This window comes from uncultured Acidaminococcus sp., from assembly GCA_900538365.1.
Taxonomy (GTDB): domain Bacteria; phylum Bacillota; class Negativicutes; order Acidaminococcales; family Acidaminococcaceae; genus Acidaminococcus.
Genome location: UPXT01000023.1, coordinates 1 through 21,258, shown reverse-complemented (window position 1 = coordinate 21,258; position 21,258 = coordinate 1). Strand labels below are relative to the sequence as shown.

Below are 21,258 nucleotides of genomic sequence, written 5' to 3'. Positions count from 1 at the left end.
AGAAGGAGATAACAATATGGAATGCGTAAGAAAATTAACGAAAGATTTGTACTGGGTTGGCGCTGACGATCGCCGCTTGGAACTTTTTGAAAATATTCATCCCATTCCTCGGGGCGTATCCTACAATGCTTACGTCCTTTTGGACGAAAAAACGGTGCTTTTCGATACGGCTGACTGGTCTGTCTGCCGTCAGTTCCTGGAAAATGTCGAAGCCGTCCTCAATGGCCGTCCCTTGGATTACCTGATTGTCAACCATGTGGAACCAGACCATGCGGCAAGCCTCCAGGAAGTCCTCATCCGTCACCCTGAGACCAAGGTCATCAGCAATGAGAAAGCCTTTGATCTCATGCGTCAATTCGGGTTCAGCGTGGATGACCGCGCCGAAGTGGTTGCCGAAGGCGATACCCGCAAATTCGGGAAACACACCATTGCCTTTGTTGCCGCGCCAATGGTCCACTGGCCGGAAGCCATGGTTTCCTTTGATACGACGACTGGCACCCTCTTCTCGGCCGATGCCTTTGGTACCTTTGGTGCCTTGGGCGGACGCATCTTCGCGGATGAAGTGAATTTTGAACGGGATTGGCTTGATGACGCCCGCCGCTACTACACCAACATCGTCGGCAAATACGGTGCTCACGTCATGGACCTCCTGAAAAAAGCTTCCACCCTCGATATCAAGATGATCTGCCCTCTCCATGGACCTGTCTGGAGAAAGAACATTCCTTGGTTCCTTGATAAGTATGTTCATTGGGCCTCCTATGAACCTGAAGAAAAAGGTGTGCTTCTCGTTTATGCCTCTATGTACGGCAACACGGAAAGTGCCGCTTCGATCTTTGCCGCCCGCCTTGCAGAAAAAGGCATGTCCAACATTCATATGTATGACGTTTCCAAGACCGATACGAGCTACCTCATTTCTGATGCGTTCAAGTACAGCCATATCGTTCTGGCTTCTGTGACCTACAACCTCAACATCTATCCGAAGATGATGACCTTCCTAGATCATATGAGAATGCTCAATGTCCAGAACCGCTATGTCGGCATCATCGAAAATGGTTCCTGGGCCTGCACGGTTGGCACCTTGATGCATGATTATCTGGAAGACGAAATGAAGGGAATGACGATCCTTCAAGACAGCGTCACCATCAACTCCAGCATGACCAAGGGCCAAAACCGCTCCATGGACGACATGGTTGATGCCCTTTTGGATTCCATGAAGGAAGACAAAAAATAACCCTCACGTAAGAACGCTCCGCCCGCAACGGGCTCAGTCTCCTGTTATGGGCGGGACGACCTCCTATCTTTTGCATCTTTGATGCATGCATCCATTACCCTCTCTCTCATAGTATCGTTAAAAGGACCCAACTGGGAATATTCCCAGTTGGGTCCTTCGTCTTTGGATGCTTTCTTTGAGTCACTTCGTTCATTTTGCTTTTTTGCAAAAGGGCGCCACTCTCCTCATTGATCTTCTCTCAAAACCGAAAATGACCATCTGGACAGATTCCCTGCCAGATGGTCATTTTTCCATTTACAGTGCCTTAGGTGCGTTCATAGGCTGCTTTATAAATTGCGTACATATCCTTTTCATGAAGTACTTTTGCAGATCCCAAGGCATCCTTTGCGGTGTGGCTGCACATACGGGCCAGTGTGCGAAGGTCCTCTTCCGAAAGGATAAGGCCCAGCTCCTTAAGGGAAATCGGCATGGAAAGAGATACAAAGAAGGCCTCCAGGGCCTCAATGCCCTTAAGGGCAATCACTTCATCACTTCCGTTTTCAGGCACATCCATGACATGAAGGGCAAAACGGCGAAAACGAGGAAGACAGTCCTTGTAGACATACCGGGCCCAGCTCCCCCATAGGGCCGTCAGACCTGCCCCGTGGGCAACATCATAAAGACCGCTGACTTCATGTTCCAGGCGATGGGTTGCAAAATCCCTGGCACAATGACCCAGTCCCGTCAGGTCATTATGGGAAAGACTGCCCGCCCACATGATTTCAGCCCGTGCATCATAATCATCGGGATGGTCCCGCAGAATGAGGCTCTGGGCCATGACGGTCCGCAGCAGGCCTTCAGCAATGGCATCGGTAAGGGCCATGCTGGGGCCTTGGACAAAATAGCGTTCCAGCGTATGCATAATGATATCACAGCAGCCGCATGCCGTCTGGTAAGCCGGCAGGGTCATGGTGAGATCCGGGTTCATGACAGCAAAAACCGGACGGGTCAGATCACTGTTATAGCCTCTTTTTTCATGGGTCTTGTCGTTTGTGATGACCGACGAATTGGAAAGTTCACTGCCTGAGGCAGCAAGGGTAAGGACCACGCCAACAGGAAGGGCTTTTTGAGCTTGGGCCTTTCCCGCATAGAAGTCCCACACATCGCCCTCATAGCAAAGAGCATAGGAAATGGCCTTTGCTGCATCGATCACGCTGCCGCCGCCTACGGCAAGAATCAGGTCAATGCCCTCTTCCCTAGCTTTTTGGGTGCACATCTGGACGAAGGATAAACGGGGATTGGGGGTAACCCCTCCTAGGGCAGCATAAGCGATACCCGCCTTTTCAAGGGAATCCGTGACACGGGAAAGAAGCCCGCTTTTTTGGGCACTTTTTCCTCCATAAAGAACGAGCACCTTTTTGGCCCCCCGTTCCTTTATAAGGGCACCGGTTTCCTTTTCCCGTCCTTTCCCAAAGACAACCTTTGTCGGGGAGTAATAGGTGAAATCACAAATCATCAGAACCCTCCTTTCCTACTTTTCAAAAAAGCCTGCATTCCTGCAGGCGTCGTTATTTTTTAGCAGCCACCCATTAGTCGCGGCCAAATAGATCACGCGTATAGACCTTATGGGCAGCATCTTCAAGCGCGCTATCCATACGGTTTGCCACAATGACCTGACTTGTTTCCTTAAAGTACGGCAAGTCGCTCGTTACACGTGCGCCCTCAAATAAGCTGCCCTCTTCAAGGGTTGGCTCATAGATGAGGAGCTCTGCCCCTTCTTTTTTGAGTAAGGCCATGATGTTCTGGATAGCACTTTGCCGAAAATTATCACTGCCAGACTTCATGATCAGGCGATAGATGCCAATGACAGGACAAGCAGCATCGCGATTTACAGCAGACCGGGCCGCATCCAGGACTTGCTGCGCAATGAACGCTTTGCGGATCTCATTGGAACGGATGACAGCATCCATCAGGGCTTCCGGGACGCCGCAATAATCCGCCTTGAGTTCTTTCGTATCCTTGGGCAAACAATATCCGCCATACCCAAAGGATGGATTATTATAATGCCCGCCAATGCGCGGATCAAGGCAGACGCCATCAATGATGGCCTTCGTATCCATGCCCTTTACACAGGCGTAGGTATCAAGTTCATTGAAATAGGCCACTCGCAGGGCAAGGTAGGTATTGGCAAAAAGTTTAACCGCTTCCGCTTCTGAAGAATCCATGATTTTGACAGGAACATCTTCTTTTTCCGCGCCCTCTTCAAGAAGCCCTGCAAACAGCTGGGCCCCTGTTTCCATGTCCGGTCCTTGGGAACCGATTCCCACGATGATACGGGAAGGGTAAAGGTTATCATAAAGGGCCCTTCCTTCTCTCAAAAATTCAGGACTGAAAAGCAGGCGCAGCTTCTGATAGTGCTGCGTAGCCGCTTTCGTATACCCTACAGGAACCGTGGATTTGATGACAACAAGGGCCCCTGGATGAACCTGTTCGATCAAGGTCAGGACCTCGTCTACATGGGACGTATCAAACTGATGATGGACTTCATCATAGTCTGTTGGGACCGAGACAATCACAAGATCGGCCTTTTGGTATGCTTGGCGCGCATCCAGTGTTGCCTCAATCTGGAGCGGCCGCTCTTTCAGGTAACGTTCCAGTTCCCGATCTGAAATCGGGGAACGGCCTTGTGACAACGCTTCTACACGCCGTGGATCCACATCAACTGCATAAACTTTGTGATGCTGGGATAACAAAACAGCAAGGGACAGTCCGACATAGCCCAGACCTGCCACAGCAAGGACAAGATCCCGTTTTTTCTTTTCCATGATTTCACCTTCGAACCAGTTACAGATCCTTCACGATGTTCTTCAAATAGGAAGCAAATTCATCTTTTAGATCATCTCGGCGCAGGGCATATTCCACCATGGCCTGGAGATAGCCTTGTTTATTGCCCACGTCGTAGCGACGGCCGGAAAAACGATAGGCATAAAGGGCCTCCCGATGGCTCATGACCCGCAGGGCATCAGTGAGCTGGATTTCCCCACCCTTTCCTGGCTTTGTTTCAGAAAGGACATCAAACACATCCGGCGTAATGACATACCGACCTAAAATCGCCATACGGCTCGGTGCATCCTTGACAGCCGGTTTTTCCACCATGTCCTCGACTTTCATGAGTCCATCTACGCCAGCTACTTCCGTTCCCTTTACAATGCCATAACTGGATACGTCCTCACGGGGTACGGTCTGGCAGCCCAGGATGGTGGCTCCTGTCGCCTCATATTGGTCCATGAGCTGGCGCAGGGCCGGCTTTCCTTCCGTATAGACAATATCATCTCCCAAAATAACGGCAAAAGGTTCCCCGTCAACAAAGTCCTTGGCACAGTAAATGGCATCTCCCAGGCCGCGCATGTGCTTTTGACGGATATAATGGATATCAATGCTTGAAATATCACGAATTTGCCGCAGCTGTTCCAATTTCCCGGCTTGATAGAGATGATTTTCCAATTCAGGAGATGAATCAAAATGATCCTCAATGGCCCGCTTTGCATGACCGCTGATGATGAGGATCTGTTCAATACCGCTTGCACGGATTTCCTCGACAATGTATTGGATGGTCGGAATATCAACAACGGGAAGCATTTCCTTGGGCATCGCTTTTGTAGCTGGCAGGAAACGGGTCCCAAAACCAGCAGCCGGAATTACGGCTTTACGCACTTTTTGCATGAGTGTTCCTCCTAAACAAAGAGGGCCTCCTCATCAGTAGGCCCCTTTATGATGTAATACAACACTGAATGTTTTCCAAAGCAGAGACAGGTCAAGCCAAATCGACCAATTGCGGACATACCAGGAATCCATTTGGACCCGCTCCTCATAGGTCGTATCACTGCGTCCGTTCACCTGCCACATCCCCGTAATGCCGGGACGAACCATATAAAAGTCAGAGATATAGCTGCCATATTTAGGGATTTCAGCCCGAACAATGGGGCGCGGCCCAACAAGACTCATTTCTCCTTTAAGGACGTTAAAGAGCTGGGGCAGTTCATCAAGGCTCGTCCGGCGCAGGATGTGTCCAATCCGCGTAATGCGGGGATCATCCTTGAGTTTGAAGTCCCGTTCCCATTCTTCCCGGGCCTCCGGATGAGAAGCCAAGTACTCCTTTAATTTCACATCGGCATCAACGCACATGGTACGGAATTTATAACAGGGAAATTCCTTTCCGCCCTGTCCGATCCGCCGGTGGGCAAAAAGAACAGGACCGGGTGAATCAAGCCGTACCAAAAGAGCCAAGAGAAGCAGGATGGGACTCATCACAAGGATGCCAATGAGGGTCAGGACCATGTCAAACAGGTATTTCAGGATCTTGTTGTAACTTCTAGCCAAATTATTGCGCAGGCCCATGACAAGCAGCCGCTCATTAAAGAGACTTTCCACAGTGACCCCATTGACGGGAAGCCCAATGAGATCAGGGATGAAGGAAAGATTCCTGACAAGGGGCTGGATGCGGTAAATCAGGCTGTCAAGCTTCTTTGGAGGAAGACCGGGAGCCGCAATGAAAACATCATTGACCTGCGTTTTTGCCAAGATCGGCTCAATCTCGTCCAAGGTTCCCAGATAGGGAAGATTGCCAACATTTTCCTTTCGCTCCCCAGCGTCATCGACATAACCGATGACGTGATAATTCAGCCCAACGTCGTTCTTGATGCCGCGCAGGAGCAGCTGTGCCGTCTTGCCGGCCCCAACAAGAAGGACTGGATAACGCCCAATACCAGCCCAGTCAAGGACCTTGGTCATAACAAGACGTGAAAGGCTGAGGAAGAGGAAGGAAAAGATTCCTAAAAAAGCAATGAAGAGCCGGCTCGTGGAATTGCCAATGTGGGTCAAGTAGACCAAGAGGATAATGAGGCAAATGGCATAGACACAGCCGTAAAAGATACGCTCCAGCAGGCGCCAGATTCCCATCGGTTTCTGATAGACCCGACCGGCCCGCAAAAATAAAATAAAAAAGAGGGGAAAGATAATCCACTTATTGAGCCAAGCAATGTGCAGCACGGAACTGCCCATCAGGCCATTTCGGGCACCGATGGCCAGATGTTCCGCCAAAAGGATAAAGACCCAGTCGCTCAGCATATAGAACGTGGGCAAAAAATAACTCAAATGATGCTCAATGAAGCGTTTATGGATTCCCTGTGATTCTTCCTGCTTAGACTCAGGACGCACAAGCACACACTCCCATCCTAGAACCGGAAAACCGGGTATTGTACATATTCTACATTATATCGAAAAAAGCAGGCGGTTACAATATTCGCCTGCTTTTCTCAATAAGATTGCGGTCTTACGCCTCCCCCAATTTAAGGGATGGATTGGCATTAAGATCAAGGGTGGCAAAATCATGAGCAAGGTACTGATAATAGCCCCGTACGGCAATCATGACAGCATTATCTGTACAAAGGATGGGCGTTGGATGGACAAGTTCCGCGCCCACGGAAGCAGCTCCTTGGGCAAGAGCTTCCTGCAGGCGGCGATTAGCGGACACCCCACCGGCAAGGACAACTTTCTTAAGTCCCGTCGCAATCAGCGCTTCCTTACATTTGGTTACTAGAACGTCCACAATGGCTTCCTGGAAAGAAGCAGCCACGTCTTCCCGTCTTACCTCATGACCGCGCTGTGCCTCACCATGAAGATAGTTAATGACAGCTGATTTCAGGCCGCTGAAGCTGAAATCATAGCTATTGGGCAGAAGCGGCCGCGGAAAGTCAATGGCCCCTGCCTTGCCGGAAAGGGCAAGTTTTTCGATTTCCGGACCGCCAGGATAAGGCAGGCCCATAAAGCGGGCAATTTTATCGAAGGCTTCTCCAGCTGCGTCATCACGGGTCTGCCCCAAAAGACGGAACGTGTTATAGTCTTCCACAACAAGCAGGGACGTATGACCGCCAGACACAACTAAGGCCAAGAACGGAGGTTTAAGGTCCGGATCGGAAAGAAAATTGGCAAAAACATGGCCTTCTAAGTGATTGACCCCAATCAGGGGTTTTCCAGTTCCCAGCGAAAGTCCTTTTGCTGCACTGAGACCGACAAGCAGTGCCCCTACAAGTCCCGGTCCATAGGTGACAGCAATGGCGTCAATATCCCTTAACTCAAGATGGGCCTCCTTGATTGCCTCGTCTATGACGGGCATGACATGTTCGATATGTTTCCGGGACGCAATTTCCGGAACGACACCGCCAAATTTGCGGTGAACCAAGATTTGTGTCGACACAATACTGGAGAGCACTTCCCGCCCGTTACGGACGACGGAAGCTGCAGTTTCATCACAACTGCTTTCAATGCCTAGGATGGTAAGATCTTTTTCCATCATGTTCCTTTCTCACATATTGGTAAGGAGAAGACGCATGAACACTGCGTCCTCCCCACTGTCTGCATAATAATGGGGCCGTTTCCCGCAGGGAAAAAAGCCTAAATGTTCATAGGTTTTACGGGCCGGCAGGTTATGTTCCCGCACTTCAAGGGTCACTTCCTTCGCGCCAAGCTCCCGCGCCTTTTCAATCAGGGAAGCCACCAGAAAGAGCCCCTTTTTCTCACCCCGGCGGCCTGGATCAACAGCAAGGCGCATAATCTGCGCTTCTCCGGCGACAAGCCAAAAACCGCCGTAAGCAAAGGGCGTGCTGCCTTCAAATAAGCCGTAGTAATGGGCCAGCCGCCCTGACAGTTCTTCCAAAAAGGTTTCCTTTTTCCACGCTAAGGGAAAGGACCCTTCATCCATGGGAAGGACCCAGGAAAGGTCCCCCTCTGCCAGCTTTCTTACTTCGATGGATGCTGTTTTTCCCATAGTTCCTCCGCTTCAGAGCGACGGATGTAAAAAGGCTCCATCCCAAAATAATCGTAAAGGTCCCCAGGTTCATAGTTTTCCTGGGCGAGAATCGCAACGGAACTGGCTCTGGGCATGCGGGCACTTTCCGGTGCCATGGCAACCAGGAATCCCTCTTTTTTGGGGATGCGGTGACATTCTCCCAAAAGGATCACAGGCCGGTCCTTTTGTTCCATAAGGGGGATGATTTCCTTCTGAGAAAGGATGGAAACAGGTTCCACTTCTTCCATACGTCCCTGGTCCCAAAGATACTGCCCTACATAAAGGTTTCCCTTCTGGGCATCAAGGACGGGTACAAGGAGCACCCCTGCTACAGGCAGGTTATAACTGATTGCCTCCAAGGTATCGACGGCACGCAGCGGAATCTTCAGGCTGTAAGCCAGGGCTTCAGCCGTCGCCATGCCGATACGCAGGCCTGTAAAAGAGCCGGGACCGCGGCTTACGGCGATCAGTTCCAACTCGCTTTTTTGTATATGGGTCCGTTCCAATAAGACCTCCAGTTGGGGCACGAGTCCTTCGGAATGGGTCATTCCAACGTTGATATCCACTTCCCCTAGGATCTTTTCTCCATCACAAAGAGCAACGGAGGAGACCCGGGTCGATGTATCGATTCCAAGGGTCAGCACAATTCTTCCACCTTTCTTACAAGCGCTTCATAATGGGCACCCTGGGGCACCAATTCGGCCACTCTCCCCGTTCCTTCCTGGCGGAGAATAATGGACAGATGGTCTTCCGGCATTTCATCAGGAAAAAGTTCAGCCCATTCAACGAAGGTCACACCAGAAGTACCGACATATTCATAAAACCCGATATCATCCAACTCTTCATGGGAGGTCAGACGATAGAGGTCAAAATGCTGGAGGGTCAGCTTCTTCCCCCGATAGATATTCATGAGGGAAAATGTGGGACTTGATACGTCCCGTCTGTCCACGCCCATTGTTTCTGCAATTTCCGTAACAAGTGTCGTCTTGCCGGCACCGAGGTCCCCGTCAAGAAGGACCACATCGCCGTCACCAAGGACGGTTCCCAGGGCACAGCCCAATTTTTTTGTTTCTTTAAGCGTGGGACACGCGATGATCATGGCTTCCACCTTCCTTTACGGCGTCTATTATACCACACTTCCCCCTGACCTTTGCCAAAGTCTCCCAGAAAAGGAAGGGGGCCTGCCAAGAAGACAAAAGGAGTGCTGCTTAATCGGCAGCACTCCCTAGACGGACAGTCAATCATCAATATGGGGACCGGCAGAGGCAATATCGTCAGTGACCTTGCCTTCAAAGAGTTTCTTAAAATTATCAATGAAGAGGCTGGCCAGTTTCTTTGCCATCTGATCGTAGGCCTTCTTATCCGTCCACGTATTCCGCGGGTTGAGGATCGTGCTCGGCACGTTGGGGCAGGACTTTGGAATGGCAATGTCAAACATGGGCATAGTCGTCCAGCCTTCTTCACCCAGTTCATCATCAAGGGCTGCATGGATCATGGCCCTCGTATAAGCAAGCTTCATGCGCTTGCCGACGCCGTAAGGACCGCCGCTCCATCCCGTATTGACCAAGTACACATTGGTTTCGTGACGGGCAATCCGTTCACCCAAAAGTTTCGCATAGACAAGGGGCTGCAGGGGCAGGAAAGGTGCGCCAAAAGCAGTGGAGAACGTTGCCTGCGGTTCCGTAATCCCCCGTTCTGTCCCTGCGACCTTGCTCGTATATCCCGTAAGATAATGGTACATGGCCTGCTCCTTCGTGAGCTTTGAAATCGGAGGCAGGACGCCGAAAGCATCGGCCGTAAGGAGAATGATATTCTTAGGATGGCCGGCACGGCTTGGAATCTTGGCATTGGGAATGTAATTCAAAGGATAGGCCACACGGGTATTTTCCGTGATGGTGTTGTCACTGAAATCAGGCGCCCCCGTCTTGGAATCGACGACGACATTTTCCATGACGGCGCCGAAACGGACTGCGCGATAGATTTCGGGCTGACTGTCTTCAGTGAGGTCAATGCACTTGGCATAGCAGCCGCCTTCAACGTTAAAGACACCATTATCCCCCCAACCATGTTCATCATCACCAATAAGGGCACGATGGGGGTCTGCGGAAAGAGTGGTCTTTCCCGTACCGGAAAGGCCGAAGAAAAGGGCCACATCGCCCTTGCTGCCTTCGTTGCAGGAGCAGTGCATGGAAAGGACGTCCTGTTGGGGCAGGAGGAAGTTCATGACGGAGAAGATGGATTTTTTGAGTTCCCCGGCGTAAAGGCCGCCGCCAATGAGAACAACTTTCTTGTCAAAGTTCAGGATGATAAAGGTTTCGGAGTTCGTTCCATCAACAGTAGGATCTGCCATGACATCGGGCAGGGAAATGACCGTAAAGTCTTCAGGCACCGTACTGGATTCATCCGTTTTAATGAAAAGCTGGCTGATAAAAACCGTCTGCCAGGCCATTTCGTTGATGAACTTGACACGGATCTGATAACTGGGATCGGCCCCGGCCTTGACATTCTTTACATAGACACGATGGGTCTTGATGAACTTTTCGCACTTGGCGTAGAGCCGGTTGAAGGTCTCTTCCGTGCAGGCCTGGTTATTGTCCCAATTTACGATATCGTGGGTCAAGGGCGTATCGACAATGAACTTATCTTTCGGGGACCGTCCCGTATGGGTACCCGTCGTAACACGCAGGGCTCCCCGATCGGAGAACGTTCCTTCCCCATTGCGGATGGATGCTTCGATCAGTTCGCGGACACTCAAGTCCCGAACGACTTCTTTGGCTTCGGCCAGCAGCTTTTCACTATTCATGTCGTTACCTCTTCCTATGGTTAATTATTGAAGAAAAAGCGTTTCATTCATAACACTCATTATATGACAGATTGTCCGCCTTGGCAACTCTAAGTATCTGAAAATTAGCTATCTCGATAGAAAATGCACTTTGCCGCTTATGGCCCACCGGGCCGCATTTTATCCCGCTTTTATGCGTTCCTTTTAAAACTGCCCCTTAGAAAAAAGCGGACAGAAACCCCGCAGCAGGAGTATTCTGTCCACTCAAAAAAGACATCAGCAACATTTTATTTCTTTTGGCGAAATATGGATGATCATTCTGCCTGCCCGCTCCACGCAATGGCCTCATCCACAGAAAACGTAAGGCTCCCGTCTTCAAAAAGGAAACAGGGAATACCCACATAACCGCCATCTTTGACGGCCTGAAAGGCTTCACGGCTGTCACGGAGGTGGAGAAATTCCTTCAGGAAAATCATGGTGCCTGTAATATCCTTATACGTATAGGAAAAACCTTTTTGGTCCAGGATGCACATCGCGGCAATCGTATCAGGACAGACATGGCTGCCAAACATGGTAAAAGATTTCATGACGCACTCCTTTTCAGCAAAAAAGGGGGCACCGCCCAAGCAGCCCCCCTCAGCATCATAAATACAGGATTTTATTGGCAATAACAAGACGCTGGATCTGGTTGGTTCCTTCGTAGATCTGGAGAATCTTGGCATCACGCATTTTCTTTTCCATAGGATAGTCCTTCATATAGCCATAACCGCCCATAATCTGGACTGCATCCGTCGTGACTTCCATCGCCACATCGGAAGCAAAGCATTTGCTCATGGCTGCTTCCATGCCAAATTCAAGGCCTTGGTCACGCATCCAGCAAGCCTGCTGGACCATCAGGCGGGCGCCATGGACTTTCATGGCCATATCTGCCACCATGCCCTGGATGAGCTGGAAGGAAGAAATGGGCTGACCAAACTGTCTTCTTTCCCGAGCGTAACGAGCCGCGATATCAAGGGCTGACTGAGCCACACCTACGGCTACGGAAGCAACGAAAGGACGAGCGGAATCAAGCGTCTGCATCGCAATGCGGAAGCCCTGTCCTTCCCTGCCTACGCGCATGGATTCAGGAACAACAACATCTTCCAGGATGAGCTCGCACGTATTGGAAGGACGGATCCCCATCTTATCTTCCTTACGGCCAACGGAAAAGCCCGGCGTTCCCTTCGGGACGATAAAGCAGGTCAAGCCGCGGATGCCGCCCGTTTTGCGCGTATTGGCAAAGACAAGGAAGCTGTCAGCAATCCCACCGTTGGTAATAAAGACCTTGCTTCCGTTAAGGACATAATGGTCGCCTTCCTTGACGGCTTTCGTCGAAACGCCGCCCGCATCGGAGCCAGCGTCCGGTTCAGTGAGGGCAAAAGCAGCCAGGCCGCCGTTATTGAGTAGATCACACTGATATTTCTTCTGTTCATCATTGCCAGCAATCAAGATTGGATAGGAAGCAAGGGCATTTGCAGCAATAGACGTAGCCACGCCAACGCAGCCTTTGCCCAATTCTTCGTAAATCATGGCAATGGTCACACTGTCAAGGCCCGGTCCGCCATATTCTTCCGGGACAACCAGGTTCAGCAGCCCCATGTCTCCAGCCTTTTTGATGATTTCCGGACGGCAGGCATTGTTTTTATCCATTTCATCCGTGTAAGGAACGATTTCCTTTTCGACAAACTCCCGAACCATGGCCTGAAGTTCCAATTGTTCTTCCGTTAATGCGAAATCCATGTGATCCTCCTGATTATGATTTGTTTTCCCAAACGGGCTCCCTTTTGGCCTAGCCTAGCGGACCCGCCAGTCAGGCAAGTATTGACAAATGACTCATAAGTATTTTTTATTTTACCACTTTTGGGGAATCTCGTCAAAATGGCCGACAACAAACATGGTTCCTGTCACATCAACCATTTTGCGTCCATCCGGCCCTTCGATATCAACACGGCAGACAATGGTGGAATGTCCCACGTGAATGAGGGTTGCCGTAGCGATGACGCGGCATTTTTCTGCTGTATTACGAATGAAATTGACGGAGCTTGAAAGGGTGACAACCTTAGCCCCAATGCTGTAGCAGGCTGCTCCCATAGCCGTATCGGCCAGCGTAAAAAGAGCCCCACCATGAACCACGCCGTAGCGGTTCCCATGTTTTTCCGGGTCGACGTCCATAGCCATCTTGCAAGCGCCGCAGGTTACTTCCAGGATGCTGATATCAGCCAGCTTCATAAAAGCATTTTCTTCAAATTTGTGGTACATCCATTCCTTGATCTCTTGGGCATTCATTACATTTGCCATGGAAAATCCTCCTCTACAAAATATAGACGGTAACGCGTCGTCTGCCCCACTCGAGGGCTTCCCGCCGGCTCATGAACGCAAGGTCGATCCGGTTCCCTTTGATGGCGCTGCCCACGTCAGCTGCGACCGCTTCCCCATAGCCCATGATATAAAGCTTGGTTCCCATGGGGATAAGATAAGGATCGGTGGCCACAATGCCCTTGCGCAGGACGCGCCCGGTCGACGTCATTTTCCCTACACCGGGATCCTGAGGGCTGTAAGCTGAGGCTTCCATGGACCAAATCTTACGGTACCGGCCAAAGGAAAGGCCGCTTTTTTTACTCATCAGGTTATACAGGGGCCAATCTACGGAACCAGTTAATTTTTTCCCTTGTTTTTTCTGAAATGACAGGACTGCTTCCTTGGTTCCCTTACCAAACTCTCCATCAATCTCGCCCCGATAGAGTTTCAGCTCATGGAGCATCGATTGGACTTCTTCGACACGACGCCCCTTAGCACCGTACTGGGCCACCAGCTTGGCAGCCTGTACGCAACTAAGGGGCGCTGTCAAAAGAAGAAGGAGTGCCAGGAAGAAACCTAATTTTCTTACATGCACAGCTTCTCAACCTCCCTTACGGGAAGGATCAGATCATGTTGTTCAGGTAATCCGTATACAACGCTTCCAATTCTTCCATCTTACGACTTAATTGTACTTGAAGATTGGAGGCTTTGTCAAAATCTCCGTCAGTAAACGCTTTTTTGATTTGACTGAAAAGACTGGTATTCGTGTCCGTATCCTTGGCAATTTCAACACGCAGGTCTTCCACACGCTGCCACAGCCCATCATCCCAAGCCGTTGACGAAGCAGTCTTCACGGGTTTCATGGCCTTGACCTTATTGCGGTCATTGGGGATAAGATGCTGAAGAAGTTCCGTCTGCCAGCGGATCAGGGCCCCTTCCTTAAAGGATTCAAGGTACAGCTTCTTCAAAGTGTTGCCGCGGGTCAGGACTTCCACCTTTTCCGGATAGGCATCAAAGGCTTTCATGTTTTCCCAAACCGTTGCAGGTGGTTTGCCAAAGTACTTGTTCCGTTCGTCTTCAGTATAGTCCTCAAAGACATTGTCTTCAGCACGATAGGCCCGATCCTTTTCAAGGTAGAATCCTTCTTCGCCCGGCTTCTTGGAGATTTCTTTTTCAAGGGCTTTCGTGTCCTTGCCCGAACGCAGGGCGGCAACAATCCCATCAAGGGCGGACAGATAGAAAGCCGCCGTGACCATATAAGTGTTGGTAAAGGGGTTGGGGGCCCGCATTTCGATGCGCGTTGCCTTCGGGTTTTCAACATCACGGATGAGGCCAGCAAGAATGGTCCGGTTACGGGTCGGCACATCATAGCTGCGGCCAAGACTCGTTACGATACAGATAGGGGCTTCAAAGCCAGGTCTCAGGCGGTTAAAGGCATCGGTCGTAGCCGAAACGATGGGGTTTACGACTTCATAGTTCTTGAGAATACCCATGAGTACGCCATAGCCTACGGCAGAAAGAAAATCTTTCTTCATATCAGCAGGGCTCATGAGATTGATGATCTTACCGTCTTTCAGGCGGGCGGCAATCCCGACGTGGGTATGTTCACCGCTGCCGGCCACGCCAAAGATTGGTTTTGCCTGGAAGGAAACTTCAAGTCCATTGGAGCGGAAGACTTCCTTCACAACACTGCGGACCAGGATTTCATTATCTGCAGCCTGAAGCGGGTTCGAAAAACGCCAGTCAATTTCCAGCTGTTCATTGACGTGGGTCATGTTGCCATTTTCATCGAGCTGACCGCGGACACCGCCCACTTCCTTATGTCCCATTTCAGGATTAAGGCCATAAAGATTCAGAGTCTGGACGGCTTGTTCCAAGGAAGTCCGAACATTGCCGCGCGTACGCTGCCAATACTGTTCCTGCATGACCTGGGAAGAGGAAAGGTCCGTTGTCGAAACATTTTCACGAGGGGTCTTGGTCCAGAACTCAAGTTCCGTCGCGCTGGTGAACAGGATTTCCTCAATCTCCTTGGGATCGCAGGCAAGGCCGGGGACGCTGCCTTTCTTTTTCATTTCCCCAAGCAGCTCCTTGCCCACATAATCAAGGGTGCTCTTAAGGATATACCGGGAGTCAACAAATTCGTTGTTGTGCTTCAAGAAGCAAGGGATACGGAGCGTCCCAATCATCTTCCCGTTATCAGCATCAAAGTTTTCCGTATTATAGTCAACAAACCAGTTGACGCTGAGATCGGCCACCATGTCAACGCGAGCGTCATCAAGGGAAGCCACGCCAGGCAGGACAACGGAAGAACCATCCGTTTGGGCCGTATGTTCATAAAGCATGGTGTCCATATCATCGAGCAAAGCGCTGATAGGAACTTTTTCATCCGTATCGTTGCCAGCAAAGTCAATGCCCATGAAGGAAACGAACTGGACTTCCGGATGCTGCAGCAGGATGGCTCTCAACGTATCCGGTGTGAGCTGGCTCGGTTTGATCACATAAAGAAGATCTTTCTGATACATAGTTTCATTACCCCTTTCCTATCTCGCCTATCTATCTGCTTACGCGTTAGGTCTGCACCGTGGACATCCATCCACCCACAATGTATCCCCTTCAACAAGAAAGCAACCCGAGAGGATCTGTTTTCCCCTTGAATTACATGGCCTATTATAGCATACGAGGAAAAGATTGCCTAGTCTTTTTTGTGGATTTTACGAACGTTTTACATTTTTGTAATTATTAAGTTCGATTTTATATTGGACACCCTCCACTTTTATCTATTTTTCTTCTATTTTTTCGTGATCTTCCCTTATTTTTCCGAACTTTATTAGATTAGACTATCCTAACAAGCCAAAGGCCTTAGCACAAAGGAAACTGACCATGCCGATGGTTTCCCGTCCCACATAAGACGCAGGCTGTTCTGTCGTAAGGACAGCCAATAGGTAAGGCCGTTTTCCCAGGAAGATACCCGCATCATGTTCCACGCCTGTAAGATTCCCACATTTATGGGCGACCTGCACATAGTCAGGAAGATTACGTGTAAGGCCTCCCTCCTGCTGCTGACGGGCAAGCAGGGAAAGCATCCAGCGGCCAAGGGGACTGCCCATTTTGGCAGTCTCGCAGATCACGCGCAGCAGATGGACCATGTCATCAGCGCTGGTCCAATTGTCCCGTTCCTTGTTTCCTGCTGCATCATCCATCATCAAGCGCCCCAAATGAGTCTGTGTAAGGCCTAACTTTTTTGCTCTTTCATTGATGGCCTTCCTGCCCAGCCTCTCTATCAGCTGATTGGCCGCTTCATTATCACTGACAATGATCATAAGCGTAGCCAGTTCCTCCAGCGTAAAAGTGTGCCCAATTTTCAATTCCTTTATGATTCCATCACCGCCAGTTACGGTTGGCCCTAAGATGGGAATTGCTTCCTTAAGGTCCACCCTGCCCCGTCTGACTTCTTCACAAAGTTCTGCAAGAACAAGAAGCTTGATGAGACTTGCCGAAGGCAATTCATTTTTTCCTCCGATGGAAAAACCCTGCTCCTCCGTAAGGAGCCAGCAGCTGACAGCGGTCTTGCCCGGACGCCCTGCCAGGTACATCTCCACATCCTTTTGCAATACATCCCATGTTTCCACAACAACTCCCCTTTCATAAAAAGAGAAGGCTGCCTAAAAGACAGCCCCGTTTGAAATGAGTTACATCATTTTGAGGATAGCGCCGCAGATCATACCGGCAAAATTTCCAACAGCAGCCCCTAAGACACCCATAAGGACCCCGATCCCTGCATAGGAGGCATCATAGGCAGAAGCTACAATCGGGGCAGAAGCCGCCCCGCCAATATTAGCAAGGGATGCCGTAGAGACCATGCACAGATCCCAATGAAAAAGTTTGGACAAAAGGAACATAAGGACTACATGAACGGCGAGGATAAAAAAACCATAGACCACCCACATAGGAGCTGCCAGGAGATCCGTTACAGAAGCCGTCGAAGCAAGAAGGGAAACAACCGCATAAAGATAAACACTTGAAAGTTCCTCTACAGCAGGCACTTTGCCAAGAGGCGTCATGGCGCAGACAAGGCCCAGGACCGTTACAAAAAGGGTCGTCATGGAACCTTTATCGAACATCGCAAGACCAACGGCCTTGAGGGCACCGTTGAGGGAAGCCCCCACTTGCTGGGAAATGGCAGATACAACAAGGGAAAGTCCGATGAGGAAGATCCAGTCCGCCCCGCCAGCCTGTTTCTTTTCCTTGGCCACTTCCGCCGCAGCGGCATCGGCTACAGCCTGAAGCTTTGACGTATCGGCCTTTACAGCACGGTTCCACTTGGAAGCATAGCGGACCATGAGCAGAAGCAAGGCAATCCAAACAGAATAACAAACCGTATCAAGGGCGAGTGCACAGCTGTAGGCGCCAGCATCAACAGGAAGGGCAGCCTGCATGGCCGCCATATTGGCAGAGCCGCCAACCCAGGAGGCATACAGGGCAGCTACAGCGCCCCACGTGTCACTGCCAAGGTAGCCCTTGAAAATGGGGTACCCAACAATAAACCCAACAAAAAGCGTAAGGGAGCAGCCAAGGAAAATGGCCACCATGCGCCCGCCTAACTTGGCAAGTTTCCGGAAATCGCAGCGCAGGAGCATGACAAAGATCATAGCATACAGGAGATTGTTCTTGAGCGCTTTATAAGCAGCGGAAACTTCTTTGGAATGGTAGAGACCCATGGTGCAGAAAATCATATTGAGGACATAGATCCAGACAAGAGGCGGCACGACATTGAAAATCTTCCATTTTGTGTATTTTTCAAGGGCAAGAAGAATCCCTGCCAAACACATAAGAAAAGCAATATACGTAAAACCGTTCGCAATGACCATCATGTCCACTTCCTTTCAAAAAAACCAGGCGCCGTTATACAGCAAGATAAGTCAAACCGCGGATGCCCTTGATGCCAAGACCCGGCGCGTCAGAAACAGTAATTTCCTTTTCGTTGAAAACGGCACCGCCATCGATGGGATCTTCACTGCAAAGGACAGGCCCATCAAGGTCAACGCGGGTAATGACCTTTTTGGCACAGGCTAGGTGCACAGCCGCGTTGACACTCACTTTGGCCTCCAACATACAGCCAATCATGCATTCTATGCCAGAGATCTCCGCCAAGGCAGCAATCTTGAGGGCATTCGTCAACCCTCCACATTTCATGAGCTTGATATTGATGAGATCCGCCGCGCGCATTTCCACGATTTTCAGGGCATCTTCAGCACTGAAAACGCTTTCGTCAGCAAGGACCGGCACATAAGAGCGTTCCGTCACATATTTCAGTCCCTCTAGGTCATGGGCCTTGACCGGCTGTTCCACAAGTTCAATGGCTAGACCGGATTCCTGCATTTCATTCAGGAGACGGACAGCTTCTTTTGGGCCCCAAGCCTGATTGGCATCAATGCGAAGGCGGGGCGCGCTTCCTACAGCGTCACGAATGGCTTTGAGACGGGCTACATCAAGGGTCGGATCGATCCCCACCTTTACCTTTAAGGTATCATAGCCCCGCTTGATGGCATTTACAGCATCACGGGCCATCTCTTCCGGCGAATTGACGCTGATTGTAATATCCGTGATGATCTTGTTCCGAGCCCCACCGAGCAGTTTATAGACGGGAATCTGATATTTTTGTCCGTACAGGTCCCACAGAGCCATATCGACAGCCGCTTTGGCACTGCTGTTTTTGACAACGGCACCATCCAAAGCTTTTGTCAGGTCCTCAAAATCATCGATATCACGTCCTACAAGGGCCTTACGGATGTGATCGGTAATGGCGCCAATGATGGCTCCTGTCGTATCCCCCGTAATGGCACCGGTTGGAGGCGCTTCTCCATAGCCAATTTCCCCCGTGTCCGTATGCACCTCGACAATGACATCTTCTACGGAATCAACGCGGCGCAGGGCCGTTTTGAAGGGAACGCGCAGCGGGACAGAAATTCTGCCTAATTTGATGGCGGTTATCTTCATAAAAATACACACCTCCCACTTTATTTTGATAAACCAAGCATAATTCTTTCCTTTTATTCCGTCAATAATAATTCCCTCATCCTTCTTGTTCAGCCCTTTTCAATCATTTTATACATATTTTTTGTATCTTTTTTTATAAAAAATATGCGTCAAAAAAGCGAACTTCCCCTCCCCCTTCCTTGTTCCTGCCGTCCGACTTCGCTATAATGAAAGAAAAGCATGATTCCCGCAAAAAAGAAAGGTGGTGTCCGGGCCCTTTTCCAGCAAGGCGCCCGTTTTTCATTGAAGAAGCAATGGTATCCCAAAAAAATCTTCGTTCTAGGCCTTTTAGGCCTTATCAGCCTATCCTTCTATCCCTTGGGCTCAGTGCAGGCCGCGGCAGCACCAAAAAAAACGGCAAAGAAAGCGGCTATCTACCGGACTGCCAGACAAAAAGCACCGGCCGGGCTCAAAAAAGGAATGCCCTCAGCCCAATCAAAAGCGGCCCTGACCAAGGACCTTGACGACATGATTGGAAATTCGGGAACAAAAGTCCCCGGCCTTGGCGTCATCGTCTTCAAGGACGGCCGTGAGATCTACTCCCACTTTGCCGGACGCCGCCATATTGGAGCAAGTTCCGGAGGCAAGGATGAACCAGTAACAAGAAACACACGCTTCCGCGTTGCCTCCGTATCAAAGACCGTGACAGGCCTTGCCGTCATGCAGCTTGTCCAGGAAGGAAAGATCCAGCTTGACGAAGATGTCAGTCACTATCTAGGCTACAGTCTGCGCAACCCTAATGCGCCCACGGTCCCCATAACGGTGCGTATGCTTCTTTCCCACACTTCGAGCCTGCGTGACGGAAGGAGCTATAGCCTGCCGCCATCAGTTCCCATTCGGGATTATTTCAAACCGGGCACGAGCTACTACCATCCCTCCCACTTTGCGTCAAAATGGCAGCAGCCCGGGAAATATTTCACCTATGCCAACATCAACTATGGTGTCCTTGGGACCATCATCGAAAAAGTAACGGGAGAACGCTTCGACCGATACATGAAGCGCCATATCCTCACGGACCTTGAAACAGAAGCCAGTTTCTTTCCTGCCACGCTTTCACCAACAGCTTTCAAGGAATTAGGAACCGTCTATCGGAAAAACAGGGGCAGCAACTGGAACGAATTTGGTCCTTGGATTCCCCAAGTTGATGATTTTAGAGGCCGTCAGCCCAGCCCTTCCCTTGCGCCAAGCGGCTACAGCCTTTCAGGCTACAAAGTCGGAACCAACGGAACCATCTTTGCTCCCCAAGGCGGGCTCCGCATTTCCTACGAAGAACTTTCCCATGTCCTGCGTCTTCTCATCAATAAGGGAACCTTCAATGGCAAACGCGTCCTTTCTTCCGCCCTTGTCCGGGAAATGATGACCCCTCAATGGTCCTATACCGCGGCCCATAAAAATGGTGATACCTATAACGGTTCCATCGAAGGCTATGGTCTTGCCCTTTACCCCATCAAAGGGACGGGAACAAGCCGCGTCGTCAAAGACCACGTCCTTGACCTGTGGGGCCATACAGGGGAGGCCTATGGCCTTCTTGCCGGCGTCTTTGTCGTACCGGGAACCCAAAACGGTTTCCTCTACATCATGAACGGCGAAGCCATTGCAGAAGATGAAGACCCGCGAAGTGCCGGGATTTACAGCGGCAACTACATCTGGGAAGAAAAAATCATGGATGCCATCTGCCGCCACCTCTACTTTGGACAATAATAAAGGCGGCAAATCATCCTCTGACGTGGTCACTCCTTTCCACTTAATCGCGGCTGTTAGATTTCCTATTTTTTAGGTGGGTTTGAGTGCAGCGGAGGCTACAAGAAAATGAGTCCATCATTTCTTTGCAGCCTCTTTTTTGCGTCTTTTTTCTGTTCGAGATATAAAAATAGGGTAAAGAAGGCGCCCCCTTACCCCAAGTATGATCTTATTCATGGATACGCATGAGGACAAACTTGTCACTACTTGCTGTAAGGCTTGTACAAGTTGCAGCTAATAGAAACCAAAATAATTGGTTCTTCACGGAAATTTGTGGGGTCATGGACAAATAAATATTGAAAAAGG

Annotated in this window: 19 protein-coding genes; 2 read left to right on the top strand and 17 right to left on the bottom strand. The window is 50.3% G+C overall.

Annotated features, from left to right (window positions below; genetic code table 11):
* Positions 1-16: 16 nt before the first annotated feature.
* Positions 17-1,231, top strand: a complete 1,215-nt coding sequence (locus tag QZQ08_RS05925; protein WP_296329334.1) for an FprA family A-type flavoprotein — start codon at positions 17-19, stop codon at positions 1,229-1,231.
* A 304-nt stretch (positions 1,232-1,535) separates the two neighbouring features.
* Here the strand turns inward: QZQ08_RS05925 and QZQ08_RS05920 are convergent, their stop codons facing one another.
* From QZQ08_RS05920 to QZQ08_RS05840, 17 genes are all read right to left on the bottom strand, one after another.
* Complete coding sequence (locus tag QZQ08_RS05920) at positions 1,536-2,726, bottom strand: iron-containing alcohol dehydrogenase (protein ID WP_296329332.1); 1,191 nt, start codon at positions 2,724-2,726, stop codon at positions 1,536-1,538.
* 73 nt (positions 2,727-2,799) lie between these two features.
* On the bottom strand, positions 2,800-4,035 hold the full coding sequence (locus tag QZQ08_RS05915) for a nucleotide sugar dehydrogenase (RefSeq protein WP_296329329.1): 1,236 nt from the start codon (positions 4,033-4,035) through the stop codon (positions 2,800-2,802).
* A gap of 19 nt (positions 4,036-4,054) precedes the next feature.
* Complete coding sequence (gene galU / locus QZQ08_RS05910) at positions 4,055-4,933, bottom strand: UTP--glucose-1-phosphate uridylyltransferase GalU (RefSeq protein WP_296329326.1); 879 nt, start codon at positions 4,931-4,933, stop codon at positions 4,055-4,057.
* A 33-nt stretch (positions 4,934-4,966) separates the two neighbouring features.
* Positions 4,967-6,427: an undecaprenyl-phosphate galactose phosphotransferase WbaP gene (wbaP, locus tag QZQ08_RS05905; protein ID WP_296329323.1), complete on the bottom strand. Its 1,461-nt coding sequence runs from the start codon at positions 6,425-6,427 to the stop codon at positions 4,967-4,969.
* A gap of 115 nt (positions 6,428-6,542) precedes the next feature.
* Entirely contained in the window at positions 6,543-7,565 is a 1,023-nt protein-coding gene (gene tsaD / locus QZQ08_RS05900; RefSeq protein ID WP_296329320.1) for a tRNA (adenosine(37)-N6)-threonylcarbamoyltransferase complex transferase subunit TsaD, read from the bottom strand.
* Between the two features lie 9 nt (positions 7,566-7,574).
* The gene (gene rimI / locus QZQ08_RS05895) at positions 7,575-8,036 is read right to left on the bottom strand and encodes a ribosomal protein S18-alanine N-acetyltransferase (RefSeq protein ID WP_296329317.1); all 462 of its coding nucleotides are present in this window, start codon (positions 8,034-8,036) and stop codon (positions 7,575-7,577) included.
* Positions 8,009-8,701 (bottom strand): tRNA (adenosine(37)-N6)-threonylcarbamoyltransferase complex dimerization subunit type 1 TsaB, encoded by a 693-nt coding sequence (tsaB, locus tag QZQ08_RS05890; RefSeq protein WP_296329315.1) that lies wholly within the window; start codon positions 8,699-8,701, stop codon positions 8,009-8,011. The genes rimI and tsaB overlap by 28 nt, the downstream gene beginning before the upstream one ends.
* On the bottom strand, positions 8,695-9,156 hold the full coding sequence (gene tsaE / locus QZQ08_RS05885; protein WP_296329313.1) for a tRNA (adenosine(37)-N6)-threonylcarbamoyltransferase complex ATPase subunit type 1 TsaE: 462 nt from the start codon (positions 9,154-9,156) through the stop codon (positions 8,695-8,697). The genes tsaB and tsaE overlap by 7 nt, the downstream gene beginning before the upstream one ends.
* Positions 9,157-9,294: 138 nt before the next feature.
* A complete protein-coding gene (pckA, locus tag QZQ08_RS05880; protein ID WP_296329310.1) occupies positions 9,295-10,860 on the bottom strand; it encodes a phosphoenolpyruvate carboxykinase (ATP) in 1,566 nt (521 codons plus the stop codon).
* 293 nt (positions 10,861-11,153) lie between these two features.
* Positions 11,154-11,426: a hypothetical protein gene (locus QZQ08_RS05875; protein ID WP_296329307.1), complete on the bottom strand. Its 273-nt coding sequence runs from the start codon at positions 11,424-11,426 to the stop codon at positions 11,154-11,156.
* Between the two features lie 55 nt (positions 11,427-11,481).
* Positions 11,482-12,618 (bottom strand): acyl-CoA dehydrogenase family protein, encoded by a 1,137-nt coding sequence (locus QZQ08_RS05870; protein ID WP_296329303.1) that lies wholly within the window; start codon positions 12,616-12,618, stop codon positions 11,482-11,484.
* 111 nt (positions 12,619-12,729) lie between these two features.
* A complete protein-coding gene (locus QZQ08_RS05865) occupies positions 12,730-13,176 on the bottom strand; it encodes a PaaI family thioesterase (RefSeq protein WP_296329301.1) in 447 nt (148 codons plus the stop codon).
* Positions 13,177-13,189: 13 nt separating this feature from the next.
* On the bottom strand, positions 13,190-13,771 hold the full coding sequence (locus tag QZQ08_RS05860; RefSeq protein WP_296329298.1) for a 3D domain-containing protein: 582 nt from the start codon (positions 13,769-13,771) through the stop codon (positions 13,190-13,192).
* A 28-nt stretch (positions 13,772-13,799) separates the two neighbouring features.
* Positions 13,800-15,698, bottom strand: coding sequence for a glutamine synthetase (locus QZQ08_RS05855; protein WP_296329296.1), 1,899 nt, complete (start codon positions 15,696-15,698; stop codon positions 13,800-13,802).
* A gap of 315 nt (positions 15,699-16,013) precedes the next feature.
* On the bottom strand, positions 16,014-16,805 hold the full coding sequence (locus QZQ08_RS05850) for a serine hydrolase (RefSeq protein ID WP_296329294.1): 792 nt from the start codon (positions 16,803-16,805) through the stop codon (positions 16,014-16,016).
* Between the two features lie 60 nt (positions 16,806-16,865).
* The gene (locus tag QZQ08_RS05845; RefSeq protein ID WP_366140919.1) at positions 16,866-18,044 is read right to left on the bottom strand and encodes a DUF819 family protein; all 1,179 of its coding nucleotides are present in this window, start codon (positions 18,042-18,044) and stop codon (positions 16,866-16,868) included.
* Between the two features lie 34 nt (positions 18,045-18,078).
* On the bottom strand, positions 18,079-19,173 hold the full coding sequence (locus tag QZQ08_RS05840) for a dipeptide epimerase (RefSeq protein ID WP_296329288.1): 1,095 nt from the start codon (positions 19,171-19,173) through the stop codon (positions 18,079-18,081).
* A 219-nt stretch (positions 19,174-19,392) separates the two neighbouring features.
* On the opposite strand from QZQ08_RS05840, the gene QZQ08_RS05835 reads away from it, so the two are divergent.
* Positions 19,393-20,913: a serine hydrolase gene (locus tag QZQ08_RS05835; RefSeq protein WP_296329286.1), complete on the top strand. Its 1,521-nt coding sequence runs from the start codon at positions 19,393-19,395 to the stop codon at positions 20,911-20,913.
* Positions 20,914-21,258 lie beyond the last annotated feature (345 nt).